The 23,750-nt window shown below is 68.9% G+C and carries 20 protein-coding genes; 11 read left to right on the top strand and 9 right to left on the bottom strand.

All coding sequences use genetic code 11. From position 1 onward, the window contains the following. Positions 1-133 precede the first annotated feature (133 nt). From ACXJLH_RS19840 to ACXJLH_RS19820, 5 genes are all read right to left on the bottom strand, one after another. On the bottom strand, positions 134-2,167 hold the full coding sequence (locus ACXJLH_RS19840; protein WP_457445839.1) for a diguanylate cyclase: 2,034 nt from the start codon (positions 2,165-2,167) through the stop codon (positions 134-136). Continuing rightward, positions 2,164-4,263 carry a diguanylate cyclase gene (locus tag ACXJLH_RS19835; RefSeq protein ID WP_457445838.1) on the bottom strand — a complete coding sequence of 700 codons (2,100 nt, stop codon included), beginning with the start codon at positions 4,261-4,263 and terminating at the stop codon, positions 2,164-2,166. The genes ACXJLH_RS19840 and ACXJLH_RS19835 overlap by 4 nt, the downstream gene beginning before the upstream one ends. Before the next feature lie 122 nt (positions 4,264-4,385). Further along, positions 4,386-6,071 carry an ABC transporter ATP-binding protein gene (locus tag ACXJLH_RS19830; RefSeq protein WP_457445837.1) on the bottom strand — a complete coding sequence of 562 codons (1,686 nt, stop codon included), beginning with the start codon at positions 6,069-6,071 and terminating at the stop codon, positions 4,386-4,388. 2 nt (positions 6,072-6,073) lie between these two features. Beyond that, a complete protein-coding gene (locus tag ACXJLH_RS19825; RefSeq protein ID WP_457445836.1) occupies positions 6,074-7,144 on the bottom strand; it encodes an ABC transporter permease in 1,071 nt (356 codons plus the stop codon). Beyond that, complete coding sequence (locus ACXJLH_RS19820; protein ID WP_457445835.1) at positions 7,141-8,079, bottom strand: ABC transporter permease; 939 nt, start codon at positions 8,077-8,079, stop codon at positions 7,141-7,143. Before ACXJLH_RS19820 ends, ACXJLH_RS19825 begins: the two co-directional genes overlap by 4 nt. 140 nt (positions 8,080-8,219) lie before the next feature. Here ACXJLH_RS19820 and ACXJLH_RS19815 point away from each other — a divergent pair, with 140 nt between their 5' ends. From ACXJLH_RS19815 to ACXJLH_RS19780, 8 genes are all read left to right on the top strand, one after another. After that, entirely contained in the window at positions 8,220-10,016 is a 1,797-nt protein-coding gene (locus ACXJLH_RS19815) for an ABC transporter substrate-binding protein (protein WP_457445834.1), read from the top strand. Next, positions 10,016-11,812 carry an ABC transporter substrate-binding protein gene (locus tag ACXJLH_RS19810; RefSeq protein WP_457445833.1) on the top strand — a complete coding sequence of 599 codons (1,797 nt, stop codon included), beginning with the start codon at positions 10,016-10,018 and terminating at the stop codon, positions 11,810-11,812. The genes ACXJLH_RS19815 and ACXJLH_RS19810 overlap by 1 nt, the downstream gene beginning before the upstream one ends. Before the next feature lie 105 nt (positions 11,813-11,917). Further along, a complete protein-coding gene (locus ACXJLH_RS19805) occupies positions 11,918-12,247 on the top strand; it encodes a PspC domain-containing protein (protein ID WP_457445832.1) in 330 nt (109 codons plus the stop codon). Positions 12,248-12,337: 90 nt separating this feature from the next. Beyond that, entirely contained in the window at positions 12,338-13,942 is a 1,605-nt protein-coding gene (locus ACXJLH_RS19800) for a wax ester/triacylglycerol synthase family O-acyltransferase (protein ID WP_457389002.1), read from the top strand. 128 nt (positions 13,943-14,070) lie between these two features. Next, entirely contained in the window at positions 14,071-14,892 is an 822-nt protein-coding gene (locus tag ACXJLH_RS19795; RefSeq protein ID WP_457389000.1) for an esterase/lipase family protein, read from the top strand. A gap of 76 nt (positions 14,893-14,968) precedes the next feature. Next, the gene (locus ACXJLH_RS19790) at positions 14,969-15,736 is read left to right on the top strand and encodes a DUF4184 family protein (protein ID WP_457324301.1); all 768 of its coding nucleotides are present in this window, start codon (positions 14,969-14,971) and stop codon (positions 15,734-15,736) included. A 71-nt stretch (positions 15,737-15,807) separates the two neighbouring features. Then, complete coding sequence (locus tag ACXJLH_RS19785; RefSeq protein ID WP_457445831.1) at positions 15,808-16,404, top strand: ATP-dependent Clp protease proteolytic subunit; 597 nt, start codon at positions 15,808-15,810, stop codon at positions 16,402-16,404. 6 nt (positions 16,405-16,410) lie between these two features. Next, the gene (locus ACXJLH_RS19780) at positions 16,411-17,307 is read left to right on the top strand and encodes an alpha/beta fold hydrolase (protein WP_056191610.1); all 897 of its coding nucleotides are present in this window, start codon (positions 16,411-16,413) and stop codon (positions 17,305-17,307) included. Positions 17,308-17,312: 5 nt separating this feature from the next. On the opposite strand, the gene ACXJLH_RS19775 is transcribed toward ACXJLH_RS19780, so the two are convergent. Genes ACXJLH_RS19775 through ACXJLH_RS19760 form a run of 4 tightly spaced genes read right to left on the bottom strand, consistent with a single transcriptional unit; the run spans position 17,313 to position 20,890 of the window. Further along, a complete protein-coding gene (locus ACXJLH_RS19775; RefSeq protein WP_457445830.1) occupies positions 17,313-17,876 on the bottom strand; it encodes a hypothetical protein in 564 nt (187 codons plus the stop codon). A 47-nt stretch (positions 17,877-17,923) separates the two neighbouring features. Continuing rightward, positions 17,924-18,328, bottom strand: a complete 405-nt coding sequence (locus ACXJLH_RS19770) for a DUF1801 domain-containing protein (RefSeq protein WP_457388996.1) — start codon at positions 18,326-18,328, stop codon at positions 17,924-17,926. A 3-nt stretch (positions 18,329-18,331) separates the two neighbouring features. Next, positions 18,332-18,775, bottom strand: a complete 444-nt coding sequence (locus tag ACXJLH_RS19765; protein WP_457445829.1) for a copper chaperone PCu(A)C — start codon at positions 18,773-18,775, stop codon at positions 18,332-18,334. A 24-nt stretch (positions 18,776-18,799) separates the two neighbouring features. Then, positions 18,800-20,890 (bottom strand): TonB-dependent receptor plug domain-containing protein, encoded by a 2,091-nt coding sequence (locus tag ACXJLH_RS19760; RefSeq protein WP_457445828.1) that lies wholly within the window; start codon positions 20,888-20,890, stop codon positions 18,800-18,802. A 111-nt stretch (positions 20,891-21,001) separates the two neighbouring features. Between ACXJLH_RS19760 and ACXJLH_RS19755 the strand changes: the two genes are divergently transcribed. From ACXJLH_RS19755 to ACXJLH_RS19745, 3 genes are read left to right on the top strand one after another with little or no spacing between them, the layout of a single operon-like run. Next, positions 21,002-21,397: a GntR family transcriptional regulator gene (locus ACXJLH_RS19755; protein WP_056191605.1), complete on the top strand. Its 396-nt coding sequence runs from the start codon at positions 21,002-21,004 to the stop codon at positions 21,395-21,397. Next, positions 21,394-22,281: an ABC transporter ATP-binding protein gene (locus ACXJLH_RS19750; RefSeq protein WP_457445827.1), complete on the top strand. Its 888-nt coding sequence runs from the start codon at positions 21,394-21,396 to the stop codon at positions 22,279-22,281. Before ACXJLH_RS19755 ends, ACXJLH_RS19750 begins: the two co-directional genes overlap by 4 nt. After that, on the top strand, positions 22,281-23,732 hold the full coding sequence (locus ACXJLH_RS19745; RefSeq protein ID WP_457445826.1) for a hypothetical protein: 1,452 nt from the start codon (positions 22,281-22,283) through the stop codon (positions 23,730-23,732). Before ACXJLH_RS19750 ends, ACXJLH_RS19745 begins: the two co-directional genes overlap by 1 nt. The last annotated feature ends 18 nt before the right edge of the window (positions 23,733-23,750 follow it).

Here is a 23,750-nt window from a genome sequence, read left to right as displayed (position 1 = left end):
GCATCGCCGCCCCCGCGGGGGCTGAGGCCGGACACATCGCGCCCGGTGGGCGGGATGTGCCTGCCGAAGGGCTGCGGCTCATGCCGCAGCGCGGCCTGCAAGGCCGGCCAAGGTACTCCTTGGACGAGGGGCCTCATTGCGGCCCCGGCAGCTGCCTGAGCTTGACCTGGCCATTCATGCAGGCGGCGTCGAAGTCCTGCAGCACGGCGGCCAGCGCATGGGCGTTGGGGGCCTCGACGGCACTGATGCCGACACCACGGTTGCGACCCTCGGCCTTGGCCTGGTACAGCACCATGTCGGCCCAGTTGACGGCCTGCTCCCAATGCAGGCGCAGGCCCGCGCCGGCCGCGCCGCCGAGGGGGAAGCTCGCGAATCCGATCGACACCGTGATGCGCAGCGGGCCCTCGGCGGTCTCGATCGGCTGGCTGCCGATGCCGCGCAGGACGCGCTCGGCCATCAGCGCGAGGTCGTCGCCAGGCAGCGCGGGCGCGAAGACGAGGAACTCCTCGCCGCCCCAGCGCACCACGAGATCGGTATCGCGCACGGCGGCGCGGATGCGGCGTGCCACCTCGACGATGACGGCATCGCCGGCCGCGTGGCCGTGCCAGTCGTTGACGTTCTTGAAGTGGTCGATGTCGATCATCATCAGCGCGCCGACAAAGCCCTCGCCCTTGGCGTCGCGGGCGCTCTGGTCCATGACGGCCAGGAAGTGGCGCCGGTTGGACAGGTCGGTCAGCGGATCGCGTTCGCTCTGGGCCCGCAACAGGCTCTGGTTGGCCGTGAGGCGCGCCTGGGCGCGGCGCATGCGCACCAGCGTCACGCCGATGAGGGCGACGGACAGCAGCAGCAGCGCGCCGATGGCGAAGCCGACCTGCTGCGCGAGCTGCTGGTTGGAGATCTGCTGGTCCTTGAGCTGGCCGTCGCGGGCCAGCAGGTCGAGGTCGCGCTGCTTGGCGGCGCTGTCGTATTTGCGGCCCAGCTCCTCCAACGCCGCCGCGCGGTTGCGCTCGTTGGCGCGGGTGTTGAGATCCCGCTCGGCATGCAGGGCCGCCAGCGCCTCCTTGTACTGGCCCGCCTCGCCCCAGGTGTCGCCCAGCTCACGCAGCTCGCGGGCGCGCGGCACCAGGTCGGCCGGGTCGGTGCCGAACTCGCCGACCTTGGCGAGCTCCTGGCGGGCCTGGTCGAACTGGCGCAGCTTGATGTGGGCCACGGCCAGGTTGTGGTGCAGGCTGCGCTCGTAGAAGCGGTCGCCGAAGCGCTGCAGCACCGGCATGGCACGCTGCCCGGCGACCAGCGCCTCCTTGGCCATGCCCAGATGCATGTAGGAGTCCACCAGGTTGGAGCGCAGTTGCGCGGCCAGGTGGGGCGCGTCGGCCTGCTCGGCCAGCAGCAGCGCGGCCTCGACGGCGCTGCGCGAAGCCGCCATGTCGCGGGCGCGGCGCTCGACCGCGGCCTCGTAGTTGCGCACGCGGGCGCCGGCCACGAGGTCGCCCGCGGCCTCGGCCGCGGCGGCACGCAGCTCGGCACGCGCGGCGTCCATGCGGTCCTGGGCCTGCTGCGCCACCGCCAGCATGCCGTGGCTGAGGGCGGTCAGATGCTTGTCATCGCCGGCACGGGCCAGGGCCAGGGCTCGCCTGATGCTGGCCTCGGCGACGGCGAAGGCGCCCTGGGCGTATTGCTCGCGCTGCAGGATGCGCAGGGCCTCCCAGGCGCTGCGGAAGTCGCAGCCCTGCTCGCGCACGGCACGCACCTCATCGCCGACGGGGCAGCGTTTGTCCAGGCCCGCCAGGGCCCGGGCAGCCAGGGCCGTGGCGGATCTGCCGGTACGTTCCTGAGCCAGGGCACGCAGCACCCAGCTGCGGTCGACGCCGTCCTCGCGGCCCATCAGTTGCACGGCAACGGCATCGGCCGCCCCGGCCTGGCCGGCGGCCAGCAGCACACGGCCCCGCGCCATCAGCCAGGCGGCCTCGCGCGGCTGACCGGGTTCGGCATGGGTGGGCCAGCGCTGCTGCAGCTCGGCCAGCATGGCCTCGGGCGCATCGAAGGCGCGGCGGGTGATGTTGGCCAGCAGGGTGTCCTCGGCCACCGGGTCGGGGGCCGTGACCGGTGCTGCGGTCGCAAAGCCCGAAGCCAGCATCAGCAGCAGCAGCAACGCAATGGTTCTCATGCGTTGGCCGGCCGGCTGGCGGCGTCGGGATGGAAGCCGCTGTCGGCCGCGCGGGCCGGGCCGCTGAGGGCCTGCAGGCCCACCAGGCCCTCGGCCCAGGCGGCCTCCAGCCGGGCCGTCAACTGCGCCGCGGCCAGGGCATCCTCGGCATGAATGCGCTCGACGCCATAGGCCTTGTTGCGGCCATGCGCCTTGGCCAGGTACATGACGGTGTCGACGAGGTCGATGGCGCGCTCCCAGGACAGGCGCAGCCCGTGCGGCGCCACCGGCAGGCTGACGAAGCCGATGGAGGCCGTGACAGTCACCTCACGGCCCTCATACAGAACAGGCTTGCTGCCGACCAGGTCGAGCAGACGCTGGGCCAGCTGGTTCGCCAGCATGCCGTCGTGGCTGCGTGCCACGATAAGGAATTCCTCGCCGCCCCAGCGCACGATGAGGTCGTCGTCGCGCACGGCCTGGCGCAGCCGCTCGGCAATCTCGATGAGGACGGTGTCACCGGCGGCATGGCCGAAGCTGTCGTTGATGCGCTTGAAGTGGTCGATGTCGATGAGGAAGAGACTGGCCGCCAGACCCTCGCCGCTGGCCAGGGTCTTGATCGCGGCCTGGAAGTGGCGGCGGTTGGCCAGCCCGGTCAAGGGGTCGGTCTCGCTCTGGCGCTTCAGCGAGGCATTGCTGTGGGCCAGCGCCTCGTTGGTGCGACGCACGCGGCGGAAGGCCTGCCAGAGCAGGCCCAGCGACACCAGCACGCAGCCGCCCATGGCCGACCACAGCGTCAGCGCCAGGTTGCGCTGGTGGACCTGCTCGGCCTTGAGGGCGTTGTCGCGGTTGAGCAGCTCGATGTCGCGCGCACGCTGTTCGGCGTCCTGGCGCTCCTGGGCCTCCAGCAGCAGCTTGCGGGTCTCGTCGCGCAGCACGCGCTCGTCCATGCGGCGATGCTCGCGGTAGGCGGAGATGGCGCCGGCCAGGTCGCCGGCGCGTTCCAGATAACCCGCGAGCTCCTGCCAGCCGGCGGAGGCGTAGGACATGGCGCCCTGCTGTTCGTCCAGCGTGATGCCGGCGCGCACGTCGTCGCGGCCCTCGGCGATGCGGCCCATGGCGATCTTGGCCAGGCCGATGTTGGAGCGGGCGACGCTTTCGGCGCTGATGTTGCGCGTCGCGCGCGCCAGCGGCAGCGCCTGCTCGGCGAGTTCCAGCGCCCGCGCCGGGTGGCCCTGGCGCAGGTGATAGTCGGCGAAGTTGGCCAGGCCCAGGGCGCGCACCGAGTCGGCACCAGCGCGCGTGGCCTGTTCCAGCGCATCCGAATTGGCCTGTAGCGTGATGCTGGAGTCACTGTCCTCGGCGTAGACGATGCCACGCATCGTGTAGACCTGGTTCAGCGTCATCGGGTCCGGGTCCTTCTGGGCCTCGGTGAGCGCCTGGCCGATGAGCTGGCGGGCGCGCGCCGGCGTGTCCGCACGGCTGGACGTGAAGGCCAGGTCCACCAGCGTCAACGCCACGCGCCAGGGCCGGCCGATCTGTTCGGCCAGGCGCTGGGCAGCGTGGCCCTGGTTCAGCGACAGGTCGAGTTCACCCGAATCGCTGGCGATGGCCATGAGCTGGTGGTGGTAGCGCCAGCGGAACACGGGCGCGGCGGCATTGAGCTGGGCGGCGTCCACGGCCAGCAGCGTCTTGCGCGCCTCGCGCAGGTCGCCGTGCGAGCGCAGGTATTCGGCGCTGGTGCTGGCGGCTGCGACGGCGGCCGCGGCGCGCAGTTCACCGGCTGGCCAGTCGCGCAGGCGCTGGGTGATCTGGTCGGTCAGCGCGCGGTCGCGTGCATAGGCGGCGAGCAACCCACGCAGGGCCAGCACGTCCAGCTCAGCGGCGCTGCCGGCTGGCAGCTTTTCGCCGCGGACCCGCAGCTCCTGCTCCAGCGCCGCGGGCTTGGCGCGGGCAGCGCGCTCGATGCGTTCGAGGTCATGGGCCAGGCCTTCGTCCGGCACGTTCGATGCGGCGGAGGCGGGCGCACCGGGACCCTCGCTGGGCGAGCAGGCGCACAGCAATGCCAATGCGGCCAGCGCCGCGCACAGCGTCGATCGTGAAGCCAGGGATTGATGCATCGAAACGGTTGGCGGCCGGGCTTGCCGGGCCGCGCTGCTGATTTCAGCGCGGTTCGGCCTGGCTGTTGCGGATCCCACGTCAGAGACCGTTGAAATTACACGCAACCGTAAGAATCGCCAGGCTAGGCCGGTCGGGCGCCGGGCCCCTGATATCCGCGCGGCACCGCGCCAAGCAGGCGGCGCGTGTAATCCTCACGCGGGGCCTGGATGATCTCGCGCGTGGGTGCCTGCTCGACAACGTCGCCGTTCTGCATCACCAGCACCTCGTCGGAGATGAACTTGACGACGGCCAGGTCGTGGCTGATGAAGATGTAGCTCAGGCCGAATTCGTCCTGCAGGTCCTTCAGCAGGTTGAGCACCTGGGCCTGCACCGACACGTCCAGCGCCGACACCGCCTCGTCCAGCACCAGCACCTCGGGCTGCAGCGTCAGGCAGCGCGCGATGGCAATGCGCTGGCGTTGGCCGCCCGAGAACTCGTGCGGGTACTTGGCCATTGCGCTCTCGTCCAGGCCCACCTTCTTCAACAGGGCGACGGCACGGGCCTCGCGGTCGGCGGTGCTGGTGCCGATGCTGTGGATCTCCATCGGCTCGCGCAGCGTCTGGCCGATGGTGAAGCGCGGGTTCAGCGAGGCATAGGGGTTCTGGAACACGACCTGGATGCGCCGGCGCATCTGCTGCCAGTCGCTTCCGCTCATCTTCAGCAGATCCTTGCCCTCGAACAGCACCTGGCCGCCGGTGGGTTCGTGCAGGCGCAGCAGCGTCAGGCCCATGGTCGTCTTGCCCGAGCCGGACTCGCCAACAACGCCCAGCGTGTGGCCCTTGCGCAGCTTGAAGCTCACACCCTTGACGGCCTTGAACTCGCGCTTGCCGAACAAGCCGTCCTTGAGCCAGAAGCTTTTCTGCAGGCCGGTCACTTCCATGATGACGGGCGCGCTGTCGTCCTTCACCTTCGCGTCGTTGCCGGCCGCGCGGCCGGCGATGTGGTCGTCGATGACCATCAGGCGTGCCGGGTTCTCCGTCAGCGACGGCCGGCAGGCCAGCAGGGCCTTGGTGTAGGCGTCCTGCGGGTCGTTGAAGATCTGCGCCACCGGTGCGTTCTCGCGCACCTGGCCGTGGCGCATGACGACGACCTGGTCCGAGATCTCACCGACGACGCCGAGGTCGTGGGAGATGAACAGCAGGCTCATCTTGTGCGATTCCTTGAGCCTAGCCATCAGCTCCATCACCTGGCGCTGGATGGTCACGTCCAGCGCCGTCGTCGGCTCGTCGGCGATCAGCAGCTTCGGGCTGCAGGCCAGGGCCACGGCGATCATCACGCGCTGCTGCTGGCCGCCGGACATCTCGTGCGGATAGGCCCTCAGGCGCCGCTTGGGCTCGGGGATGCCGACCTCGTTGAGCAGCTCCTCGGCACGCACCAGCGCTTGGCGGCGGCTCATGCCCATGTGCTTCATCAGCGGCTCGCGGATCTGCGTGGCCACGTCGAAGACCGGGTTCAGCGAGCTCATCGGGTCCTGGAAGACGCAGGCGATGTCGCGGCCGCGGATGGCCTGCAGATCGCGCAGGGAAGCCTGCAGCAGGTCGCGGCCCTGGAACAGGATGCGCCCTTCGCGCTCGGCGTTGCTGGGCAGCAGGTTGAGCACGGACATCGCCGTCACGCTCTTGCCCGAGCCCGACTCGCCGACCAGCGCCACGGTGCTGTTCTCCGGCACGTCGAAGCTGACGCCCTTGACGGCCACCTGGCGCTGCATGACGCCGTCGACCTTGCCCATGCGGAAGGCGACCTTGAGGTCTTGGATGCTCAACAGCATGGTCACTCCAGACCGCGTAGTTTCGGGTCGAGCGCATCGCGCAGCGCATCGGTGAACAACGCGAACGCGGTGACGAAGACGGCCATGAAGACCGCGACGGCGGCGAGCTGCCACCAATAGCCCAGGATGAGCTCGTTCTGCGCCTCGCCCAGCATCGTGCCCCACGAGACCTGGTCAACGCTGACGCCAAGGCCCAGATAGCTCAGGATGACCTCGCTCTTGATGAAGCTGACGACGTGCAGCGACAGTTGCACCAGCGCGACGTGCGAGACGTTCGGCAGGATGTGCTTGAACATGCGCGACCACTGGCTGGCGCCGATCGCTTCGGCCGAGCGCACGTACTCGCGCACACGATGCTTCATGAACTCCGCGCGGATGAGGCGATAGATGCCGGTCCAGCCCGTCAGGGCCAGGATCAGCGCCACCATCAGCACCTGGCGGCTGGACCTGCCGATCGCGGCGTCCAGCGTGCTCAAGTCCATGTGCTGGGCTACCGCCGCGAACGCAAACAGCAGCACGATGGAAGGGATGGCGGTGAAGACGTTGTAGATCCACTCCAGAAAGTCGCCGACCTTGCCGCCGAAGTAGCCCGACAGCGCGCCCAGCATGGTGCCGATAAAGGTGGCCACCAGTGCACCAAGCAGGCCCACCATGATCGACACCTGGGCGCCCTTGATCACCTTGTCCAGAACGCTCCGGCCCAGTCGGTCGCCGCCAAACGGCAGCGTCTCCGCCTTGACAGCCTCATCAGTCTTGAATGCCTTGGCACGCTCGGCCCATTCGCCATAGCGCGGCGCCAGCGGGTCGATGTCGGACAGGTCGACGTTCGGGCCCTTGGGCGCGGCGATCGTGCCCGTGTCTTCCTGCGGTTGGGGGCCGATCATCGTCGGTGGCGCATTCGGCACACCGACCTCCTGCTGCCAGCCGGACGCGATCAGGTTGGTGGCAGCCAGCAGCACGAGGATGAGGAAGGCGCCGACGATGCTCATCGATACGATGCCAACGCGGTCGGTGCGCAGACGTCGCCAGGACGCGGCCCAGACGCCGCCGGAGGAGTTCGAGACCATGCTCATTTCAGCACCACCCGCGGATCGACGACTTTGTAGAGCAGGTCAACCACAAGATTGACCGTCATCGTCAAAGCGGCCAGGTAGATCGCGAAGGCCTGGATGACGGGATAGTCGCCGCGGTTGACGGCCAGCAGCAGCTCACGGCCGAGGCCGGGAATGGAGAAGAACACCTCGATAAGGAAGCTGCCCACCAACACGCCAGGCAGCAGCACCGACACATTCGTCAGGATGGGGATCATCGCGTTGCGCAGCACATGCTTGAGCAGCACGGTGCCCTCGGTCATGCCTTTGGCACGCGCCGTCCGCACATAGTCGTGGCCGATCTCATCAAGGAAGAAGCTTCGGTACAGGCGAATCTGCGGCGCCATTGCCACCGCCACGGCCACCAGGATGGGCAGCGGCGCATAGGTGGTCAGGTTGGTCCAATGGCTGTTCGTCCAGCCCTGCACCGGGAACCAGCCGACACGGAAGGCGAAGAAGTACTGCGCCAGGATGACGTAGACCAGCAGCGAGATGGACACGGCCACCGTGGTGCTGACCATCACCGCACGGTCCGTCAGGCTGCCACGCACGGTGGCCACTGCCAGCGCGAAAGGGATGGCCAGCAGCACTTCCAGGATGAGGATGGGCACCGTGACCGTCAGCGTGGCGGGCAGCCGGGTGGCGAACAGGTTGGCCACCGACTCGCGTGTCGCCCAACTCACGCCCCAGTCGAAGGTGACGATCTGCTTGATGAAGATCCACAGCTGCTCCCAGACCGGCTTGTTCAGGCCGAGCTGTTCGCGGATGGATTCGATCTGCTCCGGGCTCGCGTTCAGGCCACCCAGGATGATGGCCGGGTCGCTGCCGAAGTATTTGAAGAGGAAGAACACCAGCAGCACGACACCGAGCAGGGTCGGGATCATCTGCCACAGGCGTCGGATCAGATAGGCCGCCATTCAGGGCTCCAGAAACCACAAACCCCGCCGTGGATGCGGGGTTACACGAGAGAACGGGGCGGAGTCTATGCGAGCCTCCTTCGGCTTTGTCCTGACGGTTTCACTAGACTCCGCGACTTTCCTGCCACCGCGCATCCGCGATGAAGCTCCCCTTCCTGTTCACCGCCCTTTTGCTCGCCAGCGCCCTGACCGCCGCACAAGCCCAGGACAAGGTGTTGCGCTACGCCTTCAAGGTCGCGGAGACCGGCTTCGACCCGGCCCAGGTGACCGACAAGTACTCCAAGGACATCCTCGGCGGCATCCTCGACGCGCCGCTGGAATACGACTTCGGCGCCCGCCCCTTCAAGCTGCGCCCGGCCACGCTGGCCGAGATGCCCGAGATCAGCACTGACTTCAAGACCATCACGATGCGGGTCAAGCCCGGCATCTACTTCTCGGACGACCCGGCCTTTGGCGGCAGGAAGCGCGAGCTGACCGCGGCGGACTACGTCTACAGCGTCAAGCGCCACTACGACCCCGCGCTCAAGAGCGGCAACCTCTACATCCTGGAGAACGTCAAGATCCTGGGCCTGTCGGAACTGCGCCGTGACCTGATGAAGGCCAAGAAGCCTTTCGATTACGACCGTGAGGTCGAGGGCTTGAAAGCCCTGGACCGCTACGCCTTCCAGATCAAGCTCGGCGTCGGCGACCCGCGCTTCGTCCAGCAATTCGCCGACGCCGGCTTCCTGGGCGCCGTCGCCCGAGAGGTGGTGGAGTTCTACGGCAGCAAGATCATGGAGCACCCGGTCGGCACCAACGCCTTTCGCCTGGCCGAGTGGCGGCGCAGCTCGCGCGTCGTGCTTGAGAAGAACCCCAACTACCGCGACCAGCGCTATGCCGAGATCGCGCCACCCGACGCCAGCGACAAGCTCAAGGCCGAGGTCGCCGCGCTGCAGGGCAAGAAGCTGCCGCTGGTGGACCGCGTCGTCATCGACATCATCGAAGAGGCCCAGCCGCGCTGGCTGTCCTTCCTGCGCGGCGAGGCTGACGTCATTGAGGAGGTGCCCATCGACTTCGCCAGCGTCGCCATGCCCGGCAACCGCCTGGCGCCCAACCTGGCCAAGCAAGGCATCACGGCGACACGCTACCCGCGCGCCGACATCTCGGTCAGCTACTTCAACATGGAGGACCCGGTCGTCGGCGGCTACACGCCCGAGCGCATCGCGCTGCGCCGCGCCATCAACCTGGCCGTGGACCTGGACAAGGAAATCCGCCTCGTGCGCCGCGGCCAGGCGCTGAAGAGCCAGGGGCCTATCCCGACCACCGTCTTCGGCTACGACCCGGCCTTCAAGTCGGAGATGAGCGAGTTCAGCCTCGCCAAGGCCAAGGCACTGCTGGACCTATACGGTTACGTGGACCGCGACGGCGACGGCTGGCGCGAGCAGCCCGACGGCCAGCCGCTGTCCATCGAATACTCCACGCTGGCCGACGGCGAACGCCGCCAGCTCGCCGAGCAGTGGCAGAAGAACATGGCCGCTTTAGGCATCCGCATGAGCTTCAAGATCGGCAAATTCCCCGAGCAGCTCAAGGCGGCCAACGCCGGCAAGCTGCAGATGTGGGCCGTCGGCTGGGTGGGCACCACGCCGGATGGCGACACCTTCCTCGCCTTGGGCTCCGGCAAGGCCAAGGGCCATGCCAACAAGCCGCGCTTCGACCTGAGCGCTTTCGACGTCATCTACGACAAGCAGAAGTCCCTGCCTGACGGGCCCGAGCGGCTGGCCTTGATGACCGAGGCCCAGCGCCTGCTGGTCGCATACGCGCCCTATAAATTCCACGTCCACCGCATCTGGACCGACATGGCCCAGCCCTGGGTCAAGGGCTACAGCCGAAACCTCTTCGTGCGCGATTTCTGGAAGTACGTCGATGTCCAACGCGACGCCAGCGCCAAGGTCAAGTGATGAAACACCTCCTCGCCCTGCTCACCGCCTGCCTGTCCTTGCTCGCGCCAGCCCACGCGGCCGAGCCGGTCAAGACGCTGCGCTACGCCTTCAAGATCGCCGAGACCGGCTTCGACCCGCCGCGCCTGTCCGACATCTATTCGCGCAGCATCACTGCCCACATCTTCGAGACGCTGTACGCCTTCGACCCGCTGGCACGGCCGACACGGCTGATGCCCTTGATCGCCGCCGGCGAGCCCGAGATCAGCGCCGACTTCAGGACCTTCACGATGAAGGTCAAGCCGGGCATCTACTTCGCCGACGACCCGGCCTTCAAGGGCAAGAAGCGCGAAGTCACGGCCGCCGACTTCGTCTACAGCATCAAGCGCTTTGCCGACCCGGCCACCAACGCCCAGGCCTGGACGAGCTACGAGGACCAGGACATCACCGGCCTGGGCGCGGCGCGCGACAAGGCCCTCAAGACCAAGCAGCCCTTCTCCTACGACACCGAGATCGCCGGCGTGCGGGCGCTGGACCGCTACACGCTGCAGATCAAGACCAATGGCCCGCGGCCGCGGCTGATCGAATCCATCTTTGCCGGCAACGATCTCTACGGCGCCGTGGCGCGCGAGGTGGTCGAGTTCTACGGCGACAAGATCATGGAACACCCGGTCGGCACCGGCCCTTTCATGCTCAAGGAATGGCGGCGCAGCTCGCAGATGGTGTTCGAGCGCAACCCCGACTACCGCGAACGCCATTACGAAGCCCAGCCGGCGCCGGGCGACGCCGAGGCCCAGGCCATCTATGCCAAGTTCAAGGGTCGCCGCATCCCGATGGTCGACCGCGTCGTCATCGACGTCATCGTCGAGAACCAGCCGCGCTGGCTGGCCTTCCTGAACAACGAGCATGACTTCATCGAGCGCGTGCCCGAGGAGTTCATCACCCAGGCCGCGCCGGGCGGCAAGCTCGCACCCAACCTGGCCAAGCGCGGCATGCAGGCCGTGTTCACGCTGGCGCCCGACATGACGCTGACCTGCTTCAATCTCGAAGACCCGGTCATCGGCGGCATGACCCCCGACAAGATCGCGCTGCGCCGCGCGATCTCGCTGGCCTTCGACGTGCGCAAGGAGATCAAGAGCGCGCGCCGCGGCCAGGGGACGCCGGCCCAGGCGCCCATCGTGCCCAACACCAGCGGCTACGACCCCGCGTTCAAGAGCGAGATGAGCGACTACGACCCGGCGCGCGCCAAGGCCCTGCTCGACATGTATGGCTACGTCGACAAGGACGGCGACGGCTGGCGGGACCTGCCCGACGGCAGCCCGCTGATCCTGACGCGCAACACCGAACCCAATTCACTGAACCGCGCCATTGACGAGCTGTGGGAGAAGGCCCTGCGCGCCGTCGGCATCCGGCTGCAGGTCAAGATCCAGCAGTGGCCCGAGAACCTGAAGGCCGCCCAGGCCGGCAAATTCCAGATGTGGCCGGTGGGCTCCATCGCGGCCTCGTCGGACGGCCAGGAGGCGCTGCAGCGCCTGTACGGCCCGGCCTCGGGCACGCAGAACCTGCCGCGCTTCAAGGACGCCCGCTTCGACGCGATGTACGACCGCATGCAGGCCATGCCCGATGGGCCGGAGCGCGATGCGCTGTTCCGCGAGGCCAAGCGCATCGCCGTGGCCTATATGCCCTACAAGGTGCATGCGCACCGCATCCTGACCGACATCGAGCAGCCCTGGATGAGCGGTTTCCGCCGGCCGCTGTTCTGGCAGGACTTCTGGCAGTTCGTGGACATCGACCCCGGCAAACAGCCTGTCCATTGATTTCCGCGGGCGCGTCCCGCAGATTCGACCGACTGTCGCAACACGCTGGCCTGCACGCGCCAGGCCGCTAGGCTTCGTCCCATCAACCCCGAAAGGAGCCCCAAGATGAACGACGCAGAAGAACTCAACAAGCTGGCCGACCTGCATGCACGCGGTGTGCTCAACGACGAGGAGTTCGCCCGCGCCAAGGCCCGCTTGCTCAGCGGCCAGGCCACGGCGAGCCAAGGCAGTGCGGCAGGCCCCAACGTCGGCGCCGTCAACGGCCTGCGCCGCGCCCGCATCGACCGCTGGGTCGGCGGCGTCTGCGGCGGCATCGCCCGCACGACCGGGCTGGATTCCTGGGTCTGGCGCCTGATCTTCACGGTGCTCTTCCTGGCCTTCGGCAGCGGCATCCTGCTCTACATCCTCTTGTGGATCTTCGTTCCTGAAGAGTGATTGACGGGCGACCCGGAAGGGTCGCCCCCGAGACCCTCGGGGCCGGCAGCGCGGGTATGCTGGGCTGACAAAAGCCCAGGAGACAGCCCGATGAAACAGCTCGCCGGCCTCGACGCCAGCTTCCTCTACCTGGAAACGCCGCAGATGCCGATGCATGTCGGCGCGCTGCACCTGCTGGAACTGCCCGTCGGCTACGACGGTGACTACGTCGAAGACCTGCGCGAGCACATGCGGGCTCGCATGCCGCTGCTGCCGGCTCTGCGCCGCCGCCTCGTCGCGATGCCTCTGGGGCTGTCCAACCCGGGCTGGGTGGATGCCGACCCCGATCTCGAGGAGCACATCGTCGAGATCCCGCTCCCTGAAGGCAGCGGCATGGCTGACCTGGAGGCGCAGGTCGGTGCCCTGCACCCCGTGCTGCTGGACCGCAGCCGGCCGCTGTGGAAGTTCCATGTCTTCACTGGCCTGGAGCCGGGCCCCGACGGCCAGCAGCATGTGGCCCTGTACACCCAGCTCCACCACGCCGCCGTGGACGGCCAGGCCGCCGTCGCGCTGGCCCAGGTCATCCTCGACCTGAGCCCGGAGCCGCGTGCCATCGACGCCATCGCCGCCCGCGGCAAAAAGCGCGGCCAGCTCGGCACCGTCGGCATGCTGCGCGCCGCCGTGTCGCAGCAATGGAAGCAGACCGTCAAGCTGGCCCGCTCCCTGCCCAGCGCCGCCAACATCCTCGGCAACATGGCCATGGGCTACGCGGGCGGCGCCGCGGCTGGCGCCTCCATCGACAAGCTGCGCACGCTGCTGGGCGACGTTGCCGCGCAGACGACGGCGGTCGTGCGCGGCAAGACAGCTGTCTCCAGCCTGGGGCCGGCGCCACGCACGCGCTTCAACGTCAGCCTGTCTGACACCCGCTCTTTCTCGGGCGTGACCCTGCCGCTGGCCGAACTGCACCGCACGCGCAAGCGCCACCACGCCAGCGTCAACGACGCCGTGCTCTTCGTCATCGGCGGCGCGCTGCGGCGCTACTTCGCCAAGCATGGCCCGCTGCCGCGCAAGAGCCTGATCGCCGCCGTGCCCGTGTCCACACGCGCTGCCGGCGACACCACGTCCAACAACCAGGCCACCATGACCTTCATGAGCCTGGGCACGCACCTGAGCGACCCGAGCGAGCGCCTGGCCCATGTGATGGCCTCCAGCAAGGCCATGAAGGCGCAGATGAGCCAGCTCAAGAGCCTGATGCCGACCGACTTCCCCTCCTTGGGCATCCCATGGCTGATGCAGGCCGGCGCCATGCTCTACGGCCGCGCCAAGGTGGCCGAGAAGCTGCCCGTGGTCGCCAACGTCGTCATCTCCAACGTGCCCGGGCCGCAGCTGCCGCTGTACCTGGCCGGCGCCAAGATGCTGACCAACTACCCCACGTCGATTGCCGTGCACGGCCTGGCGCTGAACGTGACGGTGCAGACCTACAACCAGTCGCTGGACATCGGCCTGATGGCCTGCGGCGAGGCCTTGCCGGAGACGGCGGAGCTGTCGGCGTACGTCGAGGCGGCGTTCATGGAGTTCCAGGCGCTGCCGGTGGCGGAGGTTGTCGAGCCTGAGCCGGTGCCGGTGGTGAAGAAGGCGCCGGCCAAGAAAGCCCCGGCTAAGAAGGTCGCAGCGAAGAAGGCACCCGCCAAGCGACGAGCAGCCGCTGCGGCCTGATCGCGCATGAGCGGCTCGCCCGCTCATGCGAAGTCACCAACGCGACACCCCAGCCCCGGGCAAGCACGCCCCGGAAACAGGCGACAGCTGGCTAACATCGCGGTGCCTGCCCGATCCCCGCTTTACGCATGCCCGCCTCCCGCTCGCCGCGCTTCTCGCACTGGCACCAGACCCCTACCACCCCTCACCCCGACTGGTCCGACTTGCGCGCACCCAACGCCTGGCTGCTGATGCTGGAGGGCCGCGCGCCCTGGGAGTACGCGGCCCTGCTGGCCACCATGCCGTGGATGAAGAAGCTGCCACATGGCGACGGCCATCCCGTGCTCGTCTTCCCCGGCCTGGGCGCGCACGACTTCACCACGGCACCGCTGCGCGCCATGCTCGACTCGCTGGGCTACGCGACCCAGGGTTGGGGCCAGGGCTTCAACTTCGGCCCACGCGCCGGCGTGCTGGAGCAGACCAAGGCCGACCTCATCGAGCTGCACCGGCGGCACGGCCGCAAGGTCAGCCTGATCGGCTGGAGCCTGGGCGGCATCTATGCCCGCGAGCTGGCCAAGGAATGCCCGGAACTGGCGCGCTGCGTCGTCACGCTGGGCACGCCCTTCACCGGCCATCCGCGCGCCACCAACGCCTGGCGCTTCTTCGAGATGGTCAGTGGCCATGCGTCCAACGACCCGGAGCTGATGGAACAGATCCGCCAGGCACCGCCGGTGCCGACGACCTCCATCTACTCCAAGAGCGATGGCGTCGTCGCCTGGCGCTGCAGCGTCAACGCGCCCTCGCCGCTGGCCGAGAACATCGAGGTGCAGGCCAGCCACATCGGCCTGGGCGTGAACCCGATCGCGCTGTATGCGCTGGCGGACCGCTTGGCACAGCTGGATGGCGAGTGGAAGCCGTTCGAGCCCAAAGGGGCGCGACGGTGGTTCTACAGGACGCCGGTGCGGCCGTAGAACGCCCAGCCACCCGTCGGGCACGCATCGTGCAGCATGCACGACGGTGCTCTTGTGTGCTGTTGACAACCCCACCATGCCCTGGACCTTCGCCCACCCCGCAGCCGTCCTGCCCCTGCGGTCTCTCTGCCCCCGCTGGCTCTCGTTTCCCGGCCTGATCCTGGGGGCCATGGCCCCCGACCTGAGCTACTACGTCGGCATGCACGGCCCCTGGCGCGCCTTCTGCCACACGCCGATGGGGGTCCTGACCGTCTGTCTGCCGGCCGGCCTGCTGTTGTTGGGCCTCATGCTGCGGTGGCCGCGCCCGCTGACCGTGCTGCTGCCCGAGCCTCACCGGTCGTTGGTGCGCGGTGAGCTACAGCCGCCGCCGCGAGCGGCCGTCGCGCGCTGGGCGGTCGCCGTGCTCTCCATCCTGCTCGGCGCGGCAACCCACCTGCTGTGGGACCTCTTCACCCACCCCGTGCCGCCACTCACCGACCTGCTGCCCTGGCTGGCCCAGCCGCTGCTGACCTTCCTGGGCCGGCCGCTGACGGTCGCCCGGCTGCTGCAGCACCTGAGCACCGTGGCCGGCGCGCTGGTCCTTGCCGTCGCCTACGCCCGGGTGGTGCGCCGGCAGCCCGACCGCACGGAAGCGCCGGACCCGCGGCGCGCCCGCGTGCTGTGGGCCTGCCTGGCGGTGGCGCTCGCGGTCGGCGCACAGTCCGCCTGGGCCCTTACGCCCGACACGCTGCCCGGCTACCCGATGCGCCGGCTGGTGCGCACGGTCGTCTGGAGCACCAGTTGCTTCGCCACGCTGTTCGTCATCGGCAGCGTCGCCTGGTGGCGCCGCCTGGGCGACGCCTGACCCTTGAACCCATATTCAACCCGCTCCCGCATCTCGCGGTAAGGTATCGCCCTTAACCCGGACCCCCGACCATGCAACACCACACCCTCGCCGCCGAAGACAAGGCCGCCAAGAAAGACGCCCCCGAGAAGATGGAAGAGCAGCTGCTCTTCAAGGGCCGCTTCGTGATGATCTTTGGCGAGATCGACGACAAGATGGCGCATGCCACCTGCCGCCGCCTGCTGGCGCTCTCGCAGGAATCGGACGCGCCGATCACGCTGCTGATCTCGTCGCCCGGCGGCCATGTGGAAAGTGGCGACGCCATTCACGACATGATCCGCTTCGTGCGCGCCCCGGTGAACGTGATCGGTACCGGCTGGGTGGCCAGCGCCGGCACCCACATCTACCTCGCCGTGCCCAAGGAGCGCCGCTTCGCGTTGCCCAACACGCGTTTCATGATCCACCAGCCTGCCGGTGGCGCTGGCGGCCAGGCCAGCGACATCGCCATCCAGGCCAAGGAGATCCTGCGCGCGCGTGAGCGCCTGGCCACCACGATCTCGCGCGAGACCGGCCAGCCGCTGGAGCGCGTGCGCTCAGACATCGAGCGCGACTTCTGGATGAGCACGGAAGAGGCCATCGCCTACGGCCTGGTGTCGCGCGTCATCGAGCGCCAAGTGGACCTGGGCTGACCCGCGATGCGTGTCTCGGCCAACGGTGTGCAGATCGAAGTGGACATCCACGGCCCGGACAACGGCGAGCCGTTGGTGCTCATCATGGGCCTGGGCATGCAGCTCATCGCCTGGCCCGAGGGCTTTGTGGACGAGCTCGTGGCCCGCGGCTTTCGCGTCATCCGCTTCGACAACCGCGACGTCGGGCTGAGCCAGCCCTTCGATGAACTCGGCACGCCCAATATCCCGATGGCGGCCCTGCTGCACACGCTGCGGCTGCCGGTGAAGGCCCCCTACCAGCTCAGCGACCTGGCGCGCGACACCGTTGGTGTGATGGACGCACTGGGCATTGCCAAGGCCCATGTCTGCGGTGCATCCATGGGCGGCATGGTGGCCCAGCATCTGGGTTTTTCGCATGGCCAGCGCCTGAAGAGCCTGACGCTGATGATGACGACCAGCGGCGACCGCAGCGTGCCCAAGGAGAGCCTGAAGGTGCGCCGTGCGCTGCTGTCGCGCCCGCGGCCGGCCACGACGCCGCAGCAGAAGTTCGAGAACGTCCTCGACCACTACGCCAGCCTCTACGGCATCATCGGCAGCCCCGGCTACCCGCCCGAACCCAGCCAGTTGCGCGAGCGCCTCGCGAGCGGCGTGAAGCGGTCCTTCCGGCCTCAGGCAGTCGCTCGCCAGATCGTGGCCGTTGCCGCCGATGTGCACCGCGCCGAGCGGCTGCCACGCATCACGGCGCCCACCCTCATCGTCCACGGCGAGGACGACGCGCTGATCCCGGTCGCCGCGGCGCACGACCTGGCCAAGCGCATTCCCGGCGCGCGGCTGGAAACCATTCCCGGCTGGGGGCACGACCTGCCGGAGGTGCTGTGGCCGCGGCTGGCCGCTGAAATCGCGGCCAATGCGGCCCGGGCCTGAGGGCCTCAGCCCTCGGCGCCGCCCAGCTGCTCGACCGCCTCGTAGGCCCTGACCGCAGCGTCGGCCTCGGCGGCGCGCGCGGTTTTCTCCGCCTGGGCGGCGGCCTTCTCGTCGGCCAGCTTGGCCTCGTAGGCCTGCCGCTCCATGGGGGAGACCGTGCCATCCTCGTCGGTATCGGCCGGCTCGTACGTCGGGGTGGTGCTGGTGCTGACCGCGGGCGTCTCGCGGCCGGCAGGCGCCGCACCGCCTGCGCCGCCGCCGCTGGCATCCGCCGGGGGCGCCTTGGGCGCGCTGGCCTGGAGTTGCTGTGCTGTCACCTGGACGTCGCTACCATCGTCCGGCCGGGCCGGCAGGCTCTGGGCACTGGGCGCCGCCTGGGCGGCCTGAGTGACAGTGCCGGCTCGCTTCGCGCCCTCTGCCGAGATATTGACGACCACGGCCTGCTGGTTGCCGCTGTCCAGCTCCTTGGCGGGCTGCTCGGTGCGGTCGACGGAGGCGCCGCCAGTCAGGGAACTGGCCGGGGCTTGGGTGTTGACGGCGGCGACCATGGGCAACTCCGGAGTAATCATGTGGTATCGGCAACCCTGGCCAGAACTGAACGGGCTTTACGCCCGCTTCACTGGCCCGCGACGCTCGCCCGCTGCGGGTTGCCCAGCTCGGCATTGAGCGCGACGGCCGCTTTCACCAGGGCCAACGCGGTGTCGCGCTCGAATGGCGTGTCCTCTTGCAGTTCCAGCGTGCGCAGCTCGAACTTGCCGCCACCGCGCATGCGGGGCTCCAAATGCAGCAACCGCTTGCCTCGCCAGAAGCCGAACAGCACGCGCTCGGGCTCGGCGCGGATCAGCAGCACCGGGCCGTTGCTGAAGTAGACGAGGTGGCCCCACTTGAGCTTCTCCTCCAGGCCGGGCGCCGCCTCCAGCACGGCCGCGCGCAACGCCACCACCTGGGCCTGTTGCCAGCCGCCGAGCGCGGCGACATAGCCGTCGGGGTCGGCGGCATCAACGATGTACATCTTGGCCATGCGTCAGCGCGCCTGCGCCTTGATCTCGACCGTCGTGCGCTGCTTGTCCTCGCCCTCGACGGTCAGCGTCAGCGGCACGGTCTCGCCGGCCTTGATCGGACCCTTGAGGCCCATCAGCATGACGTGATAGCTGCCGGGCTTGAGCGCCACGGCCTGACCGGCGGGCAGCGGCAGCGCATCGACGGCGCGCATCTTCATGACGCCGTCGTCCATCTTCATCTCATGGATCTCGACCATGGCCGCCACTGGCGAACTGGCCGCCACGACCTTGGCCGGCTTGGCCGAGGTCAGCTGCATGAAGGCGCCGGTGGCCTTCTGCGGCGCGACGGTGGCGCGCACCCAGGGGTCGTCAACCTTGACTTGAGCCTGGGCGGCGAAAGAGGCGAGCAGGGCAGAAGCGAGCAGCAGGCGGCGCATGGTGAAGGGCGGGAACGCTAAAGCCTGCATTGTGCGCAGTCCTTCGAGCAAGGGCTAGAAGCGGTACAGCCCCTGCAGCCAGAACCAACGCCCGGCCAGCGGCAAGTCGTTGGGCAGCACGCCGCCGGGCAGGGTCGGCTCGCGGGCGTCGGCGTTGAGCGCATTGCGCAGCGAGCCCGAGACTTCCCAGCCGAGGGTAGCGGCCAGGCGCCGCACGGTCAGGTCGACGGTCGTGTAGTCGGCCACTGGCGGCCGCGCGTCGCCCGCCGCGCGCTTGCGGTCGGCGACATGGTTGGCCTGGCCGCTGACGAGCCATTGGTCAGGCAGGCGCCAGTCGACGCGCAGGTAGTGATGCTGATGCGGCGCATAGCCGGCATCAGCACCGGTCGCGCGGTCGGTGGCGCGTTGCAAGGCCAGGTGACCCGTCACGCTCAGCTGCCGCAGCGCGTCCCACCGCAGCTCGAACTCGCCGCCACGGCCCTTGAGCCGGCCGACGTTGCGGTAGGTCGCACCGGTGGCCGGTGCCGGGTTCGCAACGACGCGCACGATGTCGACGGCGTCGAGCCGGTAAAGGCTCAGATTGAACTGCAGCTCGGCGCTCGGCGCCCAGGCGAGCACGAACTCGGTCGTCTTGATGCGCTCGGGCCTGAGGTCCGGGTTGCCGGTGCTGACCGGGTTGATCGTGTACTGCTCGCTGAAGCCCGGCGCGCGGAACGCTCGCCCATGCATCAGCTTGGCCGTCACGTCGTAGGCAGCCTCCCAGACCAGGGCCAGGCGCGGATTGGTGGTGCCACCGAAATCGGAGTAGCGGTCATGGCGGACGCCGGCGGTGAAGGTCCAGTCGGGCGCGACGCGCCATTCGTCCTGGCCGTAGACATAGTTGCTGTCGCGGCGAGCCGGCCGGATATGGGGCTGGATGGCGTTGTAGTCGATGACAGGCCCGGTTGGCACCGGCACGCCGGTCGGCGTCAGGATGAAGTTCTTGTGCGTCTCGGCGCGGTAAAGGTCGGTGTCGTCGTGGCCGACGCCGATGCGCAGGCTGTGGCCTTGGAACCCGCCATACACCGCATGCGCGTCCACGCGCCACATGCGCTCCCAACGCGCCGGGCCGCCGATCATGCCGTCGGGAAAGAGATTCGGTCCGATGCGGACGCCGGCCGGAAACAGGACCAGGCCGCGCGGCGTCTGCTCGTGATAGTTGTGCAGCGCCGCGCTGAAACCGGCGGCCCAGTCGGGTGCGAGCTGCGCGTCGGTCCAGCCCAGATCGGCCATCAGCCGGTCCATGTCGATCACGCTGTCGGGGTCGAGGGCCGAGTTGACGCCGGCGCCGGTGCCGGCATTGCGGCGCACGACCTTGTTGACGCGCAGCCGCCACTTGTCCCAGCCGAGTTCGAGACCTGCATCAACGGCATCGTGGCCAAGATTGGCCGGCCCGGGAGCGCGGCTGGCGTGGGTGCCAAACAGGTTGTCGAGCCGCGTCGCGCCGTCGGCCGTGATCGTCGCGCCATGGCCATCGGTCGCGCCGATGCGCAAGTAGGCGGCGAGCACCAGCGGCCCGAGCTTGCCGCCATGCTGGAGCCAGGCGTCGCGGCTGCGGAAGGAGCCGCCGCGCAGGCCAGCCTCGGTGCCCCGCAGATCGGCCGGGCCCTTGGTCACGATATTGATCACGCCGGCGAAGGCGTCGGCACCGTAGAGCGCCGAGCCGGGGCCGCGGATGACCTCGATGCGCGCGACGTTCTCCAGCGGCAGGCCAGCCCAGGTATTGCCCTTGTCGCCCGTGTACGCGGTCTTCATCGGCTGGCCGTTGATCATCAGCAGCACCTGCACATTGAGCGGCTGGCTCAGCAGGCCGCGCACGCCATAGAGCGGCGTGTACATGATCGGGCCGTAGCTGACATGCAGGCCCGGCACGGTGGCCAGGGCCTCGTCGAGATCGGTCGCGCCTATCGCCGCGATGTCCTGCGCCGTGATGACGGTTGCCACGGCCGGCGCACGGCGCAGGGGCTGCGCGCTGCCGGTCGCGATGCTGATGGTGCCCTTGTCGCCATAGGCCAGGGCCAGGTCTTCATCGATAGGTTCGGCACCGACACCCGCCGCCGCGAGCATCGAGATGACCAGCCAGTGCCGACGGTGTGTCTGCATCATGAGGGTCTCCGCGGGCCGAGACGCAAACCATCGTACGCCCGCGCAGACAACAAACGCTTGACATCAACTGTCCACGTGTACTATCGTACTGATACACGTAGGCAGTTAACGATGGATCCCACCCATTTCGTCCACATCAACACCGGCTCGCCCGAGCCCATCTACCGCCAGCTCATCGAGCAGGTGAAGCGGCGCGTCGCGGCCGGGCAGCTGAAGGCGGGTGACGAGATCCCGTCCGTGCGCGAGCTGGCGCAGGCGCTGGCCGTGCACCCCATGACCATCTCCAAGGCCTATTCCCTGCTGGAGTCCGACGGCGTGTTGGAGCGCCGCCGCGGGCTATCCATGGTGGTGGCGGCGCAGCACCAGCGCGCCCAACCCACTGCCGACCGCGTCGAGCTGCTGCGGCCGACGCTGGAGAAGGCGGCCGCCGAAGCGCGGCAGCTGGAGCTCCCCAAGACCCAGGCCCTTCAGCTGTTCAAAACCATCCTCGACGAGACGCAAGCATGACCGCCTCCTCCGCCCACTTTCCCCACTCCGACACCGCCACCGCCGAACTCGCTGGCGTCAGCCTCGCCTATCCCAAGGGCAAGGCCGTGCTGAAGGCGCTGGACTGGACGTTGCAGCCGGGCCAGGTGGTCGGCCTGCTGGGCCGCAACGGCTGCGGCAAGACGACGCTGCTGGAGACGCTGCTGGGCCTGCGTGAACCTCAGCAGGGCCGCGTGCAGCTGTTCGGCCAGGACGCCGCGCGGCTGGATGACGCGGCGCGCGCCCGCATCGGCTATGTGCCCCAGCAGAGCGACCTGTTCGAGAGTTTCACCGCGGCCCAACTGCTGGCCTACTTCAAGAGCTTCTACCCGCGCTGGAACGAGTCCAGGGTCGAGGGCCTGCTGTCGCGCTGGGATATCGCCCGCGACAAGCCCATCCGCAAGCTCAGTGGCGGCCAGCAGCAGCGCCTGTCCATCATCCGCGCGCTGGCCCACGACCCCGACCTGCTGGTGCTGGATGAGCCCGTCGCCAGCCTTGACCCCGTCGGCCGGCGCGACTTCCTGCGCGAGCTGGTCGACCAGGTGCTGGACCGCGGCACGACCGTCGTGTTCTCCACCCACATCCTGTCCGACCTGGAGCGAGTCGCCTTCAACCTCGCTTTCCTGAGCGGCGGCCGCATCGCCCTGCAGGCGCCGCTGGACGAGCTGCTGGAGCAGGTGCGCGCCTTCACCGGCACCGTCACCGAACTGGCCAGCCTGTTCGCGCGGCTGAACGCCCAGCCGCTCAAGCGCACGCCACTGGAGGCCGGCCGCGAGCGCGTGCTGGCGCGGCTGCCGGCCGGCGTGAGCGCGCCGCTGGACGCACAGGCCGTCAACCTCGAAGACCTGTTCGCGGAGCTGACGTGATGAAAGCCGCCCCCTACAGCCAATTGCTGCTGGCCTTCTGGCGCCAGCGCGATCGCGAATCCCCCTGGGGCCGCCGGGCGCTGTTCGCCCTCGCCGTGCTGGGCCTGGCGCTGGGCGTCTACCTGGCGCCGCAGCTGGCGATGCCCATGCTGGCCCTTTCGGCGGCACTGGTGCTGATGTCGCTGTGGATGGCCATCATCGGCAGCCTCATGCAGCAGAACCATCCCCATGCCGCGCGCTTCGTGCCCGGCCATCTGCGCCAGACGCTGGAGTCCGCGCTCGCAGCCTGGGCCGGCTTGTCGCTGGGCAGCGCAGCCCTGCTGTGGCTTTGCCTGCCGCAGATGCCCTCCTTCGCCCTGCTGCTGCTGGGCGCCGCGGCCGTGCTGGTCTTCATGGGCTGGGCGACGCGCGAATGGCAGCTCTGGCTGGTGATCCCCTTTGGGCCGATGCTGTTCTTCGGCACCGGACTGGATCGGCGGCTGGCGGCTCTGAGCACCGCGCTGCGCGAGCTGTGGCTGGCCCAGCCGCTGTCCGTGCTCGCGCTGAGCCTGCTGGCCCTGGGCTGGTCGCTCACGCGGCTGTTCGGCAGGGGCGATGCGGCCCATGCCGAGGCCTATGCCCGCCTGGGCCGCATGCGCCGCGCCGCCGAGGACAGCATGCAGGGCAAATACGCCGGCGCTGCCGCCTTCGGTCGCGTGGGCGAATGGCTGAGCCAGCCTTTTGCGCTCGCCGTGTCGGCCTGGCAGTGCCATGTCGTCGCGCAGGCCGAACCGACTGGCCAGAGCGCCATGCGCCGCGCCGAGATCGTGCTGCATGGCCGGCAGCACTGGCTGCACCAGAGCCTGGGCGCCGTGATGGCCGTGGGCATCGCCGCGCTGAGCTTCTTCATCGCGTTTGCGCTGGCCGGCCAGGGCCTGCAGGACAACTGGACCAAAGGCGCCTACGGCATGGCCATCGGCCTGGCGAGCATCGGCTTCAACCCTTGCTTCACCCTGCCCAACATGCTCTGGCACAGCCGCCGCGAACAGGCCCTGATGCGGCTGCTGCCAGGCCTGCCGCAGGGAGAGGCGCTGAACCGCGCGGTTGCGCTGATGCAGTTGCGCCACGCCCTGGTTGCCTGGGCGCTGACGACCGCCGGCCTGGGCCTGCTGGCCTGGGCCGCGAACAATGCCGCACTGCTGTGCCTGGCCTTTGGCGCCCTGCCACTGAGCACCGGCTGGCTGCTGCGCGCGCCTTCGCGCATGAAGTCGCCCACGGCCTGGACCACCGTCGTGCCCATCCTGGCCTTCATGCTGATGGGCTGGGGCATGTTCCTGCTGCAAAAGGATCTGGGCGCGCCGCTGCCTCTGCTGGCAGGCATCAGTGTTGCGCTCAGCGCCGCGCTGGGCGCATGGCGCTGGCGCACGCTGAGCGCTGCGCCAACGGCCTTGCCGGCCGGTCGCTTGAGCTGAAAACGCTCGGCGCAAGCC

The organism is Roseateles sp. P5_E4 (assembly GCF_054049255.1).
Note: the sequence above shows the minus strand (reverse complement) of the source record. Positions and strands in the feature narration are given on the sequence as shown.

Coding starts and splice junctions, on each gene's coding strand:
- ACXJLH_RS19835 (WP_457445838.1), bottom strand. CDS start 4,263: ATGCATCAATCCCTGGCTTCACGATCGACGCTGTGCGCGGCGCTGGCC.
- ACXJLH_RS19760 (WP_457445828.1), bottom strand. CDS start 20,890: ATGATGCAGACACACCGTCGGCACTGGCTGGTCATCTCGATGCTCGCG.
- ACXJLH_RS19815 (WP_457445834.1), top strand. CDS start 8,220: ATGAAGCTCCCCTTCCTGTTCACCGCCCTTTTGCTCGCCAGCGCCCTG.
- ACXJLH_RS19810 (WP_457445833.1), top strand. CDS start 10,016: ATGAAACACCTCCTCGCCCTGCTCACCGCCTGCCTGTCCTTGCTCGCG.
- ACXJLH_RS19800 (WP_457389002.1), top strand. CDS start 12,338: ATGAAACAGCTCGCCGGCCTCGACGCCAGCTTCCTCTACCTGGAAACG.
- ACXJLH_RS19765 (WP_457445829.1), bottom strand. CDS start 18,775: ATGCAGGCTTTAGCGTTCCCGCCCTTCACCATGCGCCGCCTGCTGCTC.
- ACXJLH_RS19785 (WP_457445831.1), top strand. CDS start 15,808: ATGCAACACCACACCCTCGCCGCCGAAGACAAGGCCGCCAAGAAAGAC.
- ACXJLH_RS19805 (WP_457445832.1), top strand. CDS start 11,918: ATGAACGACGCAGAAGAACTCAACAAGCTGGCCGACCTGCATGCACGC.
- ACXJLH_RS19755 (WP_056191605.1), top strand. CDS start 21,002: ATGGATCCCACCCATTTCGTCCACATCAACACCGGCTCGCCCGAGCCC.
- ACXJLH_RS19790 (WP_457324301.1), top strand. CDS start 14,969: ATGCCCTGGACCTTCGCCCACCCCGCAGCCGTCCTGCCCCTGCGGTCT.
- ACXJLH_RS19770 (WP_457388996.1), bottom strand. CDS start 18,328: ATGGCCAAGATGTACATCGTTGATGCCGCCGACCCCGACGGCTATGTC.
- ACXJLH_RS19830 (WP_457445837.1), bottom strand. CDS start 6,071: ATGCTGTTGAGCATCCAAGACCTCAAGGTCGCCTTCCGCATGGGCAAG.
- ACXJLH_RS19820 (WP_457445835.1), bottom strand. CDS start 8,079: ATGGCGGCCTATCTGATCCGACGCCTGTGGCAGATGATCCCGACCCTG.
- ACXJLH_RS19745 (WP_457445826.1), top strand. CDS start 22,281: ATGAAAGCCGCCCCCTACAGCCAATTGCTGCTGGCCTTCTGGCGCCAG.
- ACXJLH_RS19795 (WP_457389000.1), top strand. CDS start 14,071: ATGCCCGCCTCCCGCTCGCCGCGCTTCTCGCACTGGCACCAGACCCCT.
- ACXJLH_RS19840 (WP_457445839.1), bottom strand. CDS start 2,167: ATGAGAACCATTGCGTTGCTGCTGCTGCTGATGCTGGCTTCGGGCTTT.
- ACXJLH_RS19825 (WP_457445836.1), bottom strand. CDS start 7,144: ATGAGCATGGTCTCGAACTCCTCCGGCGGCGTCTGGGCCGCGTCCTGG.
- ACXJLH_RS19775 (WP_457445830.1), bottom strand. CDS start 17,876: ATGATTACTCCGGAGTTGCCCATGGTCGCCGCCGTCAACACCCAAGCC.
- ACXJLH_RS19750 (WP_457445827.1), top strand. CDS start 21,394: ATGACCGCCTCCTCCGCCCACTTTCCCCACTCCGACACCGCCACCGCC.
- ACXJLH_RS19780 (WP_056191610.1), top strand. CDS start 16,411: ATGCGTGTCTCGGCCAACGGTGTGCAGATCGAAGTGGACATCCACGGC.